The sequence below is a fragment of the Ruegeria atlantica genome (assembly GCF_001458195.1).
GTDB lineage: Bacteria > Pseudomonadota > Alphaproteobacteria > Rhodobacterales > Rhodobacteraceae > Ruegeria > Ruegeria atlantica.
On sequence record NZ_CYPU01000068.1, the window covers coordinates 83197 to 97690 of the forward strand.

Annotated in this window: 13 protein-coding genes; 7 read left to right on the forward strand and 6 right to left on the reverse strand. The window is 58.1% G+C overall.

Annotated elements, in window-relative coordinates; all coding sequences use genetic code 11:
* Positions 1 to 109 precede the first annotated feature (109 nt).
* On the forward strand, positions 110 to 1684 hold the full coding sequence (locus tag RUA4292_RS17365) for a 2-isopropylmalate synthase (RefSeq protein ID WP_058278738.1): 1575 nt from the start codon (positions 110 to 112) through the stop codon (positions 1682 to 1684).
* A 55-nt stretch (positions 1685 to 1739) separates the two neighbouring features.
* Here the strand turns inward: RUA4292_RS17365 and RUA4292_RS17370 are convergent, their stop codons facing one another.
* From RUA4292_RS17370 to RUA4292_RS17380, 3 genes are all read right to left on the reverse strand, one after another.
* The gene (locus tag RUA4292_RS17370) at positions 1740 to 2237 is read right to left on the reverse strand and encodes a DUF2141 domain-containing protein (protein WP_082637182.1); all 498 of its coding nucleotides are present in this window, start codon (positions 2235 to 2237) and stop codon (positions 1740 to 1742) included.
* A gap of 18 nt (positions 2238 to 2255) precedes the next feature.
* Positions 2256 to 3155: a sterol desaturase family protein gene (locus tag RUA4292_RS17375; RefSeq protein ID WP_058278740.1), complete on the reverse strand. Its 900-nt coding sequence runs from the start codon at positions 3153 to 3155 to the stop codon at positions 2256 to 2258.
* Between the two features lie 181 nt (positions 3156 to 3336).
* Positions 3337 to 4125, reverse strand: a complete 789-nt coding sequence (locus RUA4292_RS17380; protein ID WP_058278741.1) for a 23S rRNA (adenine(2030)-N(6))-methyltransferase RlmJ — start codon at positions 4123 to 4125, stop codon at positions 3337 to 3339.
* Between the two features lie 155 nt (positions 4126 to 4280).
* On the opposite strand from RUA4292_RS17380, the gene RUA4292_RS17385 reads away from it, so the two are divergent.
* Genes RUA4292_RS17385 through RUA4292_RS17410 form a run of 6 tightly spaced genes read left to right on the forward strand, consistent with a single transcriptional unit; the run spans position 4281 to position 10848 of the window.
* Complete coding sequence (locus RUA4292_RS17385; RefSeq protein ID WP_039523195.1) at positions 4281 to 5327, forward strand: rod shape-determining protein; 1047 nt, start codon at positions 4281 to 4283, stop codon at positions 5325 to 5327.
* Positions 5328 to 5386: 59 nt separating this feature from the next.
* On the forward strand, positions 5387 to 6289 hold the full coding sequence (gene mreC, locus RUA4292_RS17390) for a rod shape-determining protein MreC (protein WP_058278742.1): 903 nt from the start codon (positions 5387 to 5389) through the stop codon (positions 6287 to 6289).
* Complete coding sequence (locus tag RUA4292_RS17395) at positions 6282 to 6818, forward strand: hypothetical protein (RefSeq protein ID WP_058278743.1); 537 nt, start codon at positions 6282 to 6284, stop codon at positions 6816 to 6818. Before mreC ends, RUA4292_RS17395 begins: the two co-directional genes overlap by 8 nt.
* Complete coding sequence (gene mrdA / locus RUA4292_RS17400; RefSeq protein WP_058278744.1) at positions 6815 to 8764, forward strand: penicillin-binding protein 2; 1950 nt, start codon at positions 6815 to 6817, stop codon at positions 8762 to 8764. Before RUA4292_RS17395 ends, mrdA begins: the two co-directional genes overlap by 4 nt.
* The gene (gene rodA, locus RUA4292_RS17405) at positions 8761 to 9900 is read left to right on the forward strand and encodes a rod shape-determining protein RodA (RefSeq protein ID WP_058273483.1); all 1140 of its coding nucleotides are present in this window, start codon (positions 8761 to 8763) and stop codon (positions 9898 to 9900) included. Before mrdA ends, rodA begins: the two co-directional genes overlap by 4 nt.
* Before the next feature lie 15 nt (positions 9901 to 9915).
* Positions 9916 to 10848 carry a 2-hydroxyacid dehydrogenase gene (locus RUA4292_RS17410; RefSeq protein WP_058278745.1) on the forward strand — a complete coding sequence of 311 codons (933 nt, stop codon included), beginning with the start codon at positions 9916 to 9918 and terminating at the stop codon, positions 10846 to 10848.
* 5 nt (positions 10849 to 10853) lie between these two features.
* Here RUA4292_RS17410 and RUA4292_RS17415 read toward each other — a convergent pair whose 3' ends face one another.
* From RUA4292_RS17415 to dut, 3 genes are all read right to left on the reverse strand, one after another.
* Entirely contained in the window at positions 10854 to 12869 is a 2016-nt protein-coding gene (locus tag RUA4292_RS17415) for a M3 family metallopeptidase (RefSeq protein WP_058278746.1), read from the reverse strand.
* 105 nt (positions 12870 to 12974) lie between these two features.
* Positions 12975 to 14024 carry a HesA/MoeB/ThiF family protein gene (locus RUA4292_RS17420; protein WP_058278747.1) on the reverse strand — a complete coding sequence of 350 codons (1050 nt, stop codon included), beginning with the start codon at positions 14022 to 14024 and terminating at the stop codon, positions 12975 to 12977.
* Entirely contained in the window at positions 14024 to 14479 is a 456-nt protein-coding gene (gene dut, locus RUA4292_RS17425; RefSeq protein WP_058278748.1) for a dUTP diphosphatase, read from the reverse strand. Before dut ends, RUA4292_RS17420 begins: the two co-directional genes overlap by 1 nt.
* Positions 14480 to 14494: the final 15 nt, after the last annotated feature.

The following is a 14494-nucleotide window of genomic DNA, read 5'->3' on the forward strand; positions in this document are numbered from 1 at the left end:
CGTGGCCTACTGATCCTAATCCGCCTCTGAGCGTGCCATCCGGCGCGCCCGCTCAGAGGAGGACGCCCGCGCGCCATAGGCTTTAGGACAGAAGAAGAAAGAGAATCCCATGACCAACGTGACCGACCAAGACCGCGTCTTGATCTTTGACACAACCCTGCGCGACGGCGAGCAAAGCCCCGGCGCAACTATGACCCATTCGGAAAAGCTGGAGATTGCCGAGCTGCTGGACGATATGGGCGTCGATATCATCGAGGCGGGGTTCCCAATTGCCTCCGAAGGTGACTTCAAGGCCGTCTCTGAAATTGCCGAACGGTCCAAAAACAGCCGCATCTGCGGTTTGGCCCGTGCCAATTTCGCGGATATCGACCGGTGCTGGGAAGCTGTGAAACACGCAGGTAGAAGCCGAATTCACACCTTCATCGGCACCTCGCCGCTGCACCGTGCCATTCCGAACCTGACGCAGGGCGAGATGGCCGACAAAATCCACGAAACCGTGAGCCATGCGCGCAATCTGTGCGAAAACGTGCAGTGGTCGCCTATGGATGCGACGCGGACCGAATGGGATTATCTGTGCCGCGTGATCGAGATTGCGATCAAGGCTGGCGCAACGACGATCAACATCCCTGACACTGTCGGCTACACGGCACCGATGGAGTCCGCCGATCTGATCAAACGTCTGATCGAAACGGTTCCGGGCGCGGATGAGGTGGTGTTCGCGACCCACTGCCACAACGACCTCGGCCTGGCGACCGCGAACTCGCTGGCTGCTGTCGCGGGTGGTGCGCGTCAGATTGAATGTACCATCAACGGCCTTGGCGAACGCGCCGGTAACACCGCGCTGGAAGAGGTGGTGATGGCGTTGCGCACACGCAATGACATCATGCCCTGGAACACCGGCATCGACACGACCAAGATCATGCATATCTCGCGCCGGGTCGCGACGGTGTCGGGCTTCAACGTCCAGTTCAACAAAGCCATCGTCGGCAAGAACGCCTTCGCGCATGAAAGCGGTATCCATCAGGACGGCATGCTGAAGAACCGCGAAAACTTTGAGATCATGCGCCCCGAGGATATCGGTCTGTCCGGGACGTCTTTGCCGTTGGGCAAACACTCGGGCCGCGCGGCGCTGCGTGATAAGCTGAACACGCTGGGTTATGAGGTTGGCGACAACCAGCTCAAGGACATTTTCGTTCGGTTCAAAGAACTGGCCGACCGTAAGAAAGAAGTGTTCGACGACGATCTGATCGCGTTGATGACGCTGGATGATGACGACGGCAACGATCACCTGCAACTGGTTTCAATGAAGGTTACCTGCGGAACCGTCGGCAAGGCCGAAGCCACCATCGAAATGGATGTAGGCGGCAAGGAAATCATCGCCACTGAACAAGGCGACGGCCCGGTCGACGCTGCCTTCCGCGCCATTCGCGTTGTGCATCCGAATACGGCGCACCTGCAGCTTTATCAGGTGCACGCCGTGACCGAAGGCACGGACGCACAGGCCACGGTATCGGTGCGTCTGGAAGAGGACGGCATGATCGCAACCGGTCAATCCGCCAACACCGATACCGTCGTGGCGTCGGCCAAGGCGTATATCCACGCGCTGAACCGCCTGATCGTGCGCCGTCAAAAGGCGGGCCCGGGCGCTGACACGCGGGAAATCTCGTACAAAGATCTTACTTGAACAAAAAAGGGGCGGTCGATTGTCGACCGCCCCTTCTCTATTATCTCCAACCGCACTAAGGCCAATAGAACAAGGTCAGATCTGCTGGTTTTTCTGTCCCGATCAACGAGTAGTCATACACCGGCGTATCGTTGAGATCGTTCAGCCCCGATACTGCATACCCTTCGGTTGGTATGTAGTTCGCGTCATAGTTCAGATCATAATCCCCGTTTTCGTCGTGAAACGCGATAACAGCAAAATACCCGCTGTCGAGGTCGGGAAAGTCGAAGCGGAGCGGGTCCTCGGACGCTGGTGCCTCTAGGTAGCCAACGGCTTTGGTGTAATCCATATTGTCAAACGCCGTCGCCTGGTCAAACGCCATGACAATCACGTTGCCCTTGATACTGCGCGCACCATGCAGATTGACGGTCAGGCCCTTGTCTTGAGAGGTCCCTGTGGTGGAAGCCGCTGCTTGGTCAATATCTGTGGTGAACCCCGAGGCGACCCAGGCGCCTCCGACAAACAGACCTGCCGTCACGATGGCCGCCACGATGCGTTGTGTGTTGCTTGGCATCTTTTGCGCTCCTACGCCTTACTTAGCGGGTTTACTCTGTTTGCGACCGTTCTTTGGCTGCCAACCCGGCGGTCCGAAGAAAACACCCAGCTTGTTGCCGAACCCCGGCATGTTCCGGACATCCTTGAACAGGCGGGCAAAGCCGTGAAGGAAGGCGACGAAGGGATTGATCGAGTCGATCGGTTTGACGAGGCCATAGACCACCTCTTCCTTTTCGTCCTCGAACGTCCCGAACATACGGTCCCAGATGATCAGAATCCCAGCATAGTTCTTGTCCAGGTATTTCGGGTTTGATCCATGGTGAACACGGTGATGTGACGGCGTGTTGAAGATGTATTCAATCGGGCGCCACAGCTTTTTGATAACCTCAGTATGCAGGGCCGTCTGATACAATTGCACCAATAGTTCCGCGACCAGCACCATGAACGGGTTGAACCCCAACAGCACAAGCGGAAGGTGGAAAAACAGCGGCCAAAAACCATCCAGCGGACCATGGCGATAAGCCACTGATATATTGAAGAAGGGAGAGCTATGGTGAACCGAATGCGTGGCCCAGAGGAAGTTGATCCGGTGCAGAATCCGATGCTCCCAGTAATAGGCCAGATCTGCAAGGATCAGCACAATGATGAACGAAGCCCATGTTGTCGGAATATTGAACACGGCAAATTGCGAAGCCCAGACATAGGCACCGATATAGAAACCAGCCAACAGAACAAAGCTGATACCGATGAAGAAAACGAGCGTTATGAAATTGGTGACGGTGTCACCCATCATCTGCCAATTCAGCTTTTTGACGACTGCATATCGGATCAATTCGAAGGCCAGAAAGGCCATGGCAAAAACGAAGAACCAATCGTCAATCAAGGTTTCCCAGTAATTCAGATGAAAGTCACTGATATGGCGGCTTAGGAAGTCCATCGAAGCAATCCGATTCCGTTAGTTGTCATATATGACAATTAACTTATGGAGCCAATATTAAAAATCAAGATCCCGGCATCAGAAAAGCGGGACCTTCCGGCAAAGGCATTGCTGTGGCATCAGAATTTGCTCCTGAGAAGTTCACTCTCAGGCAAAATCCCGTGTAATCACCGGTTTTTCTTCAACGAAGTTTGCCGAACAAGCCGTCTAGCGTTTTAGCGGACTCCTTCAGACCATAAGGCGCGTTCACGACAAACATTCCCGAACCAACCATACCGTGCCCTTCGCGTGCGGCCGGAAAGCGCACCTCGTGATGCAAAACTTTGGGGAAATCCCGTTTCTCCAAAGCGTCGCGCATGCCCTGATGCCGCCCATTGGCCAGTATCGGATACCACAGTGCAATGACACCGACGTTCCATTTCCGGTTCAACGAGGCGATTATACCGGGCATTCGGTCATAATCAGATTTGATCTCATAGCTTGGATCAATCAGCAAAACGCCACGGCGCGGTGTCGGGGGCAGCAGAGATTGGGCCAGCTCAAAGCCGTCCTGCCGATAGGTTCGGGCATCAAACGTGATCAATGCGTCGGACAGTGCTCGGTATTCTTGCGGGTGCAATTCGGCAAAGTGCATCTTGTCCTGCGGACGCAGCAGGTTCGCTGCGATCAAGGGCGACCCCGGATACGCCGTTTTGCCATACCGATCATGCACAGCGGCAATGGCCCTGCTCAGAGAATGGTCGGCGTCAAACCAGCCTTCAGTCAACGCACGTTCAATTCCCGCCGCTGCTTCACCGGTCTGAACGGCCTGATCCGAGTCCAACTGGTACAGCCCCCGCCCCGAATGGGTTTCGATGTAGCTTAGCGGTTTGTCCTTTTGGGTCAGATAGGCCAGCGTTTCTGCCAAAATTGCGTGCTTATGGACGTCCGCAAGGTTACCTGCGTGGTAAATATGTTGATATGAGAGCATGATGCCTTCTAAAGTCCCTGCAATTAAGGCGGAAAGGTGCTGATTGTCGCGGAATCAGCCCTTTTACCGGGCGAGTTGGCACCCTATAAGTCATCCGTCCCGGAACCGTCGAGTCGCGGGCAGTAGAAAACTGACATACAGGATCAGGGAAAAATATGGGGATCTTTGGCAATCTGGGCGGCCTGTTCACAGCGGACATGGCTATCGACCTTGGTACAGCGAACACGCTGGTTTACGTCAAGGGTCGCGGTGTTATCCTGTCTGAACCCTCTGTGGTGGCGTATCACGTCAAGGACGGCGTGAAAAAGGTTCTGGCCGTTGGCGAAGACGCCAAGCTGATGTTGGGCCGGACGCCCGGTTCGATCGAAGCCATCCGCCCAATGCGCGAAGGCGTGATTGCCGACTTTGATACTGCCGAGGAAATGATCAAGCACTTCATCCGCAAAGTGCACAAGCGTTCAACTTTCTCGAAGCCCAAGATCATCGTCTGCGTTCCCCATGGCGCGACCCCTGTTGAAAAACGCGCGATCCGTCAATCGGTTCTGTCCGCAGGCGCCCGCCGCGCCGGTCTGATTGCCGAACCTATTGCTGCCGCGATTGGAGCGGGCATGCCCATCACCGACCCGACCGGCAACATGGTTGTCGATATCGGCGGCGGCACCACCGAGGTTGCTGTTCTGTCGCTGGGTGACATCGTATATGCCCGCTCGGTCCGCGTCGGCGGTGACCGTATGGATGAGGCGATCATCTCGTACTTGCGCCGCCAGCAGAACCTGCTGGTCGGTGAATCCACGGCCGAGCGGATCAAGACCACCATCGGCACTGCGCGCATGCCCGACGACGGCCGCGGCCAGTCGATGCACATTCGCGGACGCGACCTGCTGAATGGTGTGCCCAAGGAAATTGAGATCAGCCAGGCCCAAGTGGCCGAGGCGCTGTCCGAACCCGTCCAGCAGATTTGCGAGGCGGTAATGACCGCACTAGAAACCACTCCGCCTGATCTGGCGGCTGATATCGTGGACCGGGGCGTGATGCTGACCGGCGGCGGTGCATTGTTGGGCGATCTGGACCTTGCCCTGCGCGAACAGACCGGCTTGGCCGTGTCGATAGCCGACGAAAGCCTGAATTGTGTGGCTTTGGGTACCGGCAAGGCGCTGGAATACGAAAAACAACTGCGCCACGCGATTGACTACGAAAGCTAAGGCGCGCACCCTTTACTATATAAGGTAAATTCGGCACGAGCAGCACGGGAAGGAGTCCTGTGGCAAAAGACCGATCACAGCGCGATGAATACACAACCCCCTTGCGCCGCCTGCTGCTGGGGATTGTTGTGTTGTGTCTGCTAGGCATCTTTCTGATCTGGCGGATCGACAGCCCGCGCGTGGAACGGTTTCGCGCACAGGTCGTGGACAGTGTTGTGCCGTCGATGGAATGGGCCATGGTTCCTGTCACCGCCGCCGTCAATCTGGTGCGCGATTTCCAAAGTTACCAACGGCTGAGTGATCAGAACCAGGAATTGCGCAGCGAATTGCGCATCATGCGCGCCTGGAAAGAGGCCGCGTTGCAGCTGGAGCAGGAAAATGCCCGGCTTCTGGACCTGAACAACGTGCGTCTTGATCCGCGCCTGACCTATATCACCGGGGTGGTCATGGCCGATAGCGGCTCGCCCTTCCGCCAGTCGGTCCTGCTGAACGTGGGTGAAAGGGATGGGATCAGGGACGGCTGGGCCACCATGGACGGGATTGGCGTCGTCGGGCGTATCTCGGGCGTTGGCCCCGACACCGCGCGTGTTATCCTGATGACGGATGCATCCAGCGCAATCCCGGCCACAATTCAACCGTCTGGCCAAACCGCCCTTATCACCGGCGACAACACTCAATCCCCGTCGGTGGAGTTTCTGGAAAACCGCGAACTGGTACGCCCGGGCGACCGCGTTGTAACCTCGGGCGATGGCGGCGTGTTCCCCGGAGGGTTGCTGATCGGGCAGATCACCGAAGACCCCGGCGGGCGTTTGCGGGTGCGTCTGTCCGCAGATTTCGAACGGCTAGAGTTCCTTCGCGTTCTGCGCTTCCACATGGCCCCGGTGATTTCGGATCCTGGCGGCATCGTGGGTCCACGGCAACCCGAGGCCGCCCTGACCCCACCGGAGGTCGGCGATGGATAGGCAAACCTCTCATCTTTGGCTCAAACGCTGTTTGTACGTGTTTCTGGCGTTACTTATTATGTTCCTGCATCTTCTGCCTCTGGATACACAGCCGGACCGGTGGCCGTTTCCGGACATGCTTATTGCGTTAACGTTCGCCTGGGTACTTCGCCGACCGGAATACATTCCCATTTTTCTGGTTGCTGCGGTGATGCTGATGGCCGATTTGCTGCTGCAACGACCTCCGGGCCTGCTGGCAGCACTTGTGGTTTTTGGATCGGCGTATCTGCGCTCGGCCGCGCCCGGAATGCGCGACGCCGGGTTTATGGCTGAATGGACAACGGCCGCTGTGGTGATCGCGGGAATTTTCATATTGAACCGTGTCATTCTTGCTATTCTATCGGTACAGCAAGCAGCGTTGGGTCCTGTGGTGATACAAGTGGTTCTGACAATTGCGGTTTTTCCTCTGGTCGTTCTTCTCAGTCAGAATGTGCTTGGCGTTCGGCGCGTGTCAGTGTCGGACCCCGGCACAAGAGGGGCCCGGGCATGAAACAACGCAATCCCAAAGCGCAAGGATTGGCCTATAGACGCCTGCCGCGCCGCGCGTTGATCCTGGGCGGGTTGCAGACTGCGTTTATCGGCGGCCTGGCAGCGCGAATGCGCTTTATGCAAGTGGATCAGGCTGACGAGTACCGTCTGCTGGCCGAAGAAAACCGGATCAACATTCGTCTGATCCCGCCAACGCGCGGACGCATCTATGACCGCAACGGCCAGATTATCGGGCAAAACACGCAGTCGTATCGTATTGTTATGGTCCGCGAAGATGCGGGCGACGTCGACAAAGTCATCGCCAAACTTTCAGAGCTTATCCCGCTGACTCAGGAAGAGATTAATCGCGCCAAGACCGAGATGCGCCGCTCTGCCCCGTTCCTGCCAGTCACACTGGCCGATCAAGTCACGTGGGAAGATATCTCCAAGGTCGCGGTTAATGCGCCCGCGCTGCCCGGCGTTACGCCTGAGGTGGGCATGGCCCGTCAATATCCCCGCTACGAGGATTTCGCCCATGTCGTTGGTTATGTCGGGCCGGTCAGTGACTATGACCTCAGCCTGATCGAAGATCCCGAACCGGTGCTGCGTATCCCCCGGTTCCAGATCGGCAAGGTCGGTCTGGAGTCCAAACAGGAAATCAGCCTGCGCGGAAAAGCTGGCGCAAAACGTGTCGAGGTCAACGCCACAGGCCGCATCATGCGCGAGCTTGACCGGCAAGAAGGCGAGGCAGGGGCCGATCTGCAATTGTCCGTTGATGCGGACCTTCAGCAATACGCCCAAGCGCGCCTGGCCGATGAAAGCGCGGCTGCAGTCGTAATCGACTGCGAAACCGGGGATATCCGGGCCATCAGTTCTGCCCCCAGTTTCGACCCGAACCTGTTCGTGCGCGGGATATCGGTCGCGGACTACCGGGCATTAACTGAAGATAACTACCGCCCGCTGGCCAACAAGACGGTTCAGGGCACCTACCCGCCGGGTTCGACCTTCAAGATGATCACTGCGCTTGCCGCACTTGAGGCCGGAGTTGTTGGCCCCGGCAACACCGTCTATTGCCCCGGCCACCTGAAGGTCGGTAGCCGCCGCTTCCACTGCTGGAAACGCGGCGGGCATGGGACAGTAGATCTCAACTTGTCGCTAAAACGCAGCTGCGACGTCTACTATTACGATGTCGCGGTGCGTACCGGCATCGACAAAATCTCGGAAATGGCGCGCAAGTTCGGACTAGGCGTCAAGCACGACATCCCGATGTCAGCTGTCGCTGCCGGTTTGGCCCCCAATCAGGAATGGAAAGAGCGGGTCCATGGCGAAGGCTGGCTGGTAGGCGACACGGCGAATGCCTCGATCGGGCAAGGGTTCATGCTGGCCTCGCCCCTACAGCTTGCGGTCATGACGGCAAGGATCGCCACAGGCCGGGCCGTGAAGCCGCGTTTGGTGCGGTCCGTCAATGGCGTCGAGGAACCATCAGGCGCGGGTGAGCCGCTGGACGTCAATCCGTACAACCTGAATCAGGTACGCAAAGCGATGTTCTCGGTCTCAAACGACAGGGCTGGCACCGCCTATCGCAGCCGCATCATCAATGATGAATTCCGCATGGCCGGCAAAACCGGCACCAGCCAGGTGCGCAACATCACCAAGGCCGAACGCGCGGCTGGCGTAATCCGCAACGAAGACCTGCCGTGGGAACGGCGCGACCACGCGCTGTTCGTCAGCTATGCGCCGTACGACAATCCGAAATACGCCGTGGCAGTGGTGGTGGAACACGGCGGTGGCGGATCCAAGGCAGCGGCCCCGGTCGCGCGGGACATCATGCTGCAGGCTCTGTACAACGGCACCCCACCGCTTGAGGCTTATCCGGTTGCAGATCGTGACCGCATCAAGGAACAACAAAAACGGCTTGAGGGCGACCGTCGCCCTAAAGCGCGACCTCATGAAAAGGACCGCGCATGAGCTATCTTGAATACGCCGTCAAATCCACGCCAACGGGGTTTCGCAAGTTCCTCTACATGAACTGGCCGCTGACTTTGTTGCTGATCAGCGTCGCCAGCGCCGGATTCCTGATGCTGTATTCGGTCGCGGGCGGGTCCTGGATGCCCTGGGCCGAACCCCAGATTGAGCGGTTCGGACTGGGACTGACCGTTATGTTCATCATCGCGTTGGTACCGATCTGGTTCTGGCGCAACATGTCCGTCTTGGCCTATCTCGGCTCGATCGTTCTGCTAATTTTTGTGGAACTTTTCGGCACCATCGGCATGGGTGCGCAGCGTTGGATCGACCTTGGTTTCATGAGGCTCCAGCCTTCCGAAGTCATGAAGATTGCGCTGGTCATGGTTCTGGCTGCCTACTACGATTGGTTGCCGTCTCATAAGACATCGCGACCGCTTTGGGTGCTTATTCCGGTCATCCTGATCCTGATCCCTACGGCTATGGTTCTGAAACAACCCGATCTGGGCACGTCGATCCTGTTGTTAGCGGCGGGCGGGGGACTGATGTTCCTGGCTGGCGTGCACTGGGCTTATTTCGCCGCCGTTATCGCGGCGGTGGTCGGCTTGATTGCGACCGTGTTCAACAGTCGGGGCACCGAGTGGCAGTTGCTCAAGGATTATCAGTTCCGCCGAATAGACACTTTCCTTGATCCCTCCACCGATCCGCTGGGTGCAGGCTATCACATTACCCAGTCGAAAATTGCGCTGGGGTCAGGCGGCTGGAACGGGCGCGGGTTTATGCAAGGGACGCAGTCGCGCCTGAACTTTCTGCCCGAAAAGCACACGGACTTCATCTTTACCACGTTGGCCGAGGAATTCGGGTTTGTCGGAGGCATCACTTTGCTGACCCTTTACGCCCTGATTATTATCTTCTGCATGGTTACGGCTTTGGCGACAAAGGACCGGTTCTCATCCCTGGTCACCTTGGGGGTCGCGCTCAACTTCTTCCTGTTCTTTGCGGTCAATATGTCCATGGTCATGGGCCTTGCGCCGGTTGTGGGCGTGCCCCTGCCGATGGTCAGCTACGGCGGGTCCGCCATGCTGGTTCTGATGGCTGCCTTCGGCATTGTTCAAAGCGCGCATATTCACCGCCCTCGCTGAATTGAAAGGCCCCTCATGCCCGTCAACGTCCTGTTTTCCGCGCGCCCAGAACAATGGCCCGTGTATGAACCTCTACTTACAAAAGGGCTGTCGCAGGCCGATCTGGACTTCCATCTGGCAACCGAGTTTGCGCCTGATCAGGTCGACTATGTTGTCTATGCACCAACAAGCGGGCTGCTGGATTTTTCACCCTATACACGTTTGAAGGCGGTTCTGAGTCTTTGGGCAGGTGTTGAAAAAATCGCGGGCAACGAAACGCTGACCGTGCCATTGGCCCGGATGGTGGACCACGGGCTGATGCATGGCATGACCGAGTGGGTCGTCGGCCACGTGCTGCGCTATCACCTGGGCATGGACCGCTATATCACCGTGCAGGACGGCGTGTGGACGCCCGATGCCCCACCGCTTGCCAGCGAACGGAATGTGTGTGTGCTGGGCCTTGGTGCGTTGGGAGAAGCCGCGGCAACCGCGCTTGCCGCGTTGAATTTCAAAGTGACCGGTTGGAGCAGAACCGCAAAGGACATCCCGGGGGTAACGTGTCTGCATGGCACCGACGGCTTGCGCGCCGCGTTGTCCAGTGCCGAGACCGTTGTCCTGTTGCTGCCCGACACTCCCGCAACGGAAAACGCACTGAATGCGGACACTTTGGCCTTGCTGCCCAAAGGCGCTCGGATCATCAATCCCGGTCGCGGTCCATTGATCGACGACGACGCGTTGCTGGCCGCACTGGATTCAGGACACATTGCCCACGCCACGTTAGACGTATTCCGCGTGGAACCCCTGCAGCCGGAACACCCGTATTGGGCGCATGCCAACGTGACCGTCACGCCGCATATCGCGTCGGAGACCCGTCCGACAACTGCGGCCCAAGTGATCTGCCAGAACATTATCCGAGGTGAGGAAGGCAAACCCTTCCTGCACCTCGTCGACCGCAATCTAGGCTACTGATCCGATCAGGCCGCGGTAAGCCCGCGGCCTTTCAACAGCGCCTCGACCCCCGGCAAACGCCCGCGGAACGCCAGATACAGCTCCTCAGCTTCGCGCGAGCCGCCGGTGGACAGGATATTGTCCTCCAGTGCTTTGGCGCGCTCTGTGTCAAAGGCACCCCCAGCTTCTTCGAAGGCCGCGAATGCGTCGGCATCCATGACCTCGGACCACATGTAGCTGTAATAGCCCGAGCTATAGCCATCGCCAGCGAAGACATGGGCAAAATGCGGTGTCGCGTGGCGCATACCGATGGCATGCGGCATATCGATATCAACAAGAACCTCGGCCTGTTTCGCCATCGGATCAGCCGGCGCTTCGCCTTCGTGGAACGCCAAATCGACCAAGGCTGAGGCTACGTATTCCACGGTCTGGAACCCCTGATCAAAATTCGCGGCCTTCAGAACCTTCTCAAGCATATCTTGCGGCATCGGCTCACCAGATTCGGCATGCGTGGCAAATTCCGCCAAGACTTCCGGCACTTCCAGCCAGTGTTCATAAAGCTGGCTGGGAAGCTCTACGAAGTCACGCGCGACGCTGGTGCCAGAGATGCTTTCATAGGTCACGTTGGACAACATCTGATGCAATGCGTGACCGAACTCGTGGAAAAGCGTGCGCGCATCGTCATAAGATAGCAGCGCCGGGTCGCCCTTGGCGAAGTTGCAAACGTTGATCACGACGGGGGCCTGCACCTCGGGGAACTTTGCTTGGCTCCGCATGGCGCTGCACCATGCGCCCGATCGTTTGGAACCCCGCGCGAAGTAGTCACCGATGAAGACAGCGATATGCTGCCCGTCGCGTGTTACGTCCCAAGCCCGGCAATCGGAGTGATAAAGCGGTACATCCAGCGGGGCAAACTCCAGCCCGAACAGCCGGTTGGCGCAGGAAAAGGCGGCCTCGATCATACGATCCAGCTGCAAGTACGGCTTCAGCGCAGCTTCATCCAAATCATGTTCAGCCTTGCGGCGCTTTTCGGCGTAGTAGCGCCAGTCCCACGCCTCGAGCGGACCGTTGATGCCGTCTTCCTGCATCATCGCGGTCAAGGTTTCGGCGTCGGCGTCAGCCCTTGCCTTTGCCGGCCCCCAAACCTGCATCAGCAGATCGCGAACGCGGTCCGGCGTTCGGGCCATTTCAGTTTCCAGCTTGTAGTCCGCGAAACTGGAATATCCCAATAGCTTGGCCCGTTCTTCGCGCAAGTTCAGGATTTCAGCCGCAATCTCGCGGTTGTCCGTTTCACCCCCATTGGCACCACGCGCGGTCCAGGCCCGATACGCTTTCTCACGCAGATCGCGGCGCGGCGAGAATTGCAGGAACGGTACAATCAGCGACCGCGACAGAGTGACGACAGGACCATCAGTACCCTTCTCTTCCCCGGCAGCGCGGGCTGCATCCACGACGAAACCCGGCAAACCTTCCAGATCATTCTCGGTCAGGTTCATGAACCATTCGCGCTCGTCCGCCAAAAGGTTCTGGGTGAAGGACGTCCCCAGCGTGGCAAGGCGCGACTTGATCTCTTGCATGCGGGTGTCATCGTTGCCTTCCAAAGCCGAACCAGCGCGCACAAAACCGCGATGGGTCAGCATCAGAACGCGGGCCTGTTCATCGGTCAGGTCAAGCTGATCCTTGCGCGCCCACAGATCCGCCACCCGCAGGAACAGAGCTTTGTTAGACGAAATCCCCGAAAAGTGCGCCGAGAGTTTGGGCGAAAACGCGCGTTGCAGCTCTTCCCGCGCAGGATTGCTGTCGGCACCCGAAACGGTGAAAAAGACAGACAGCACCTTGTCCATCTGCTCTCCGGCTGCCTCAAGCGCCTCAATTGTATTGGCAAAACTAGCTGGGTTGGAATTGTTAGCAATCGCGTCGATCTGCGCGTTATGGGCGGCCATCGCCTTGTCCAATGCAGGCGCAAAATCATCATCCGAAATCTCGGCAAATGGCGCGATTTCAAATGGAGTGGTCCAGGCGGACAGGATCGGGTTGGTCATGCGGATCTCCTTTGCTGGTCAAGCTAGGGAGGCGGGCCGAAATGGTCCAGAGGGGGTGCCCGCGATACAGCCGAAATCTCTAGCCAATCTAGCGCGATAGTAGGCTTACGCGTCGACTTTTCCGCAAATGGGGCAATCAGAGCGTCGGGTCAGGGTGATCTTGCGGCTTTCGCCATAGAGCGCGTCATAGATCAGCATTTCGGCGCGCAGAGCCTGCCCGGCCCCAGTGATCACCTTGATCGCCTCAACCGCCATCATCGACCCCACAACGCCGGGCAATGGACCAATAACCCCCGCTTCGGCACAGGACGGGGCCAGACCGGGGGCCGGTGCCTCGGGGAAGATACACTGGTAACAAGGCGCGTCATTGGCGGGGTCAAAGACGCTTAGCTGACCTTCCCATTGCGACAGCGCACCTGAAACAAGCGGTTTTCCCAGTGCGACCGCAGTACGATTGGCCAAGTAGCGCGTGTCAAAATTGTCGGTGCCGTCCAGGATCAGGTCAAAATCGGCGAAAAGGTCTGCTGCAATCTCATCAGTCAGACGACGATGGTAGGGCAGAACAATCACGTTAGGGTTTTGCGCCTGCATGGCTTGCTGAGCAGAAAAAACTTTGGGCATACCGATATCGGCATCGCGATGGATCACCTGCCGCTGCAGATTGGCGTTTTCAACAATATCGTCGTCGATCACACCGATGGTGCCCACGCCAGCCGCCGCAAGATACTGCAATGCAGGCGCACCAAGACCGCCCGCGCCGATCACCAGCACACGGGCCTGTTTCATCTTTTTCTGCCCCGGCCCGCCCAATTCGCGCAAAACGATATGGCGGGCATACCGCTCCAACTCGGTCTCAGAGAACTTGTCAGACTGCATTGCGGTTTCCTCGGCTTGCTTTGGCGCGGCACGGTTGCGCAGCGTTTTGAGCACCTTGCTATAGCTCAATACCAAAACCGCGGCACCACCTAGGATCAACCACAATGCCGCAGACCCGCCGGTTGCCTCGCGCAGCGGGTGCCCACTCGGCAACGTCAGTTGGATAACAAGTACTCCGATCAGCAAAACGCTGACCGACACGTAGCGAGCAGTTCGGGACACCCCCGCCACGTACCCAATGCCCCACAGAGCACCGGCAAGGATCAGAACCAGAAGCATCAACCGCGTCCAGTCGAGCCAAAACCGCCTGCGCCGCGATCTGTGTCGCTGAGCACCTCGACAGGTTCAAACGCAGCCTGCACGACTGGGGCGACGACCAGTTGCGCGATGCGTTCGCCATGCGCAACCTCAAAACTTTCTTGACCGGCGTTCAGCAGAATCACCCCCAGCGGGCCGCGATAGTCACTGTCGATCGTACCGGGGGTATTGGGCAGAGTAATCCCGTGTTTCAGCGCAAGGCCGGACCGGGGTCGAACCTGCACCTCGTACCCATTTGGAATCTCGATCCGCAGCCCCGTGGGAATCAAAGCGCGCTGCCCCGGTTCCAACATGATCGAATTTCCATTCGGCAGATTCGCCCTGACATCCGCTCCCGCCGCGCCAGTCGTTTCATAAGCCGGCAAAGCGATGGCCGGATCGGCCCCGTCTTCGCGGATCACACGAATTGCTACCATCACTGCACCTCTTGT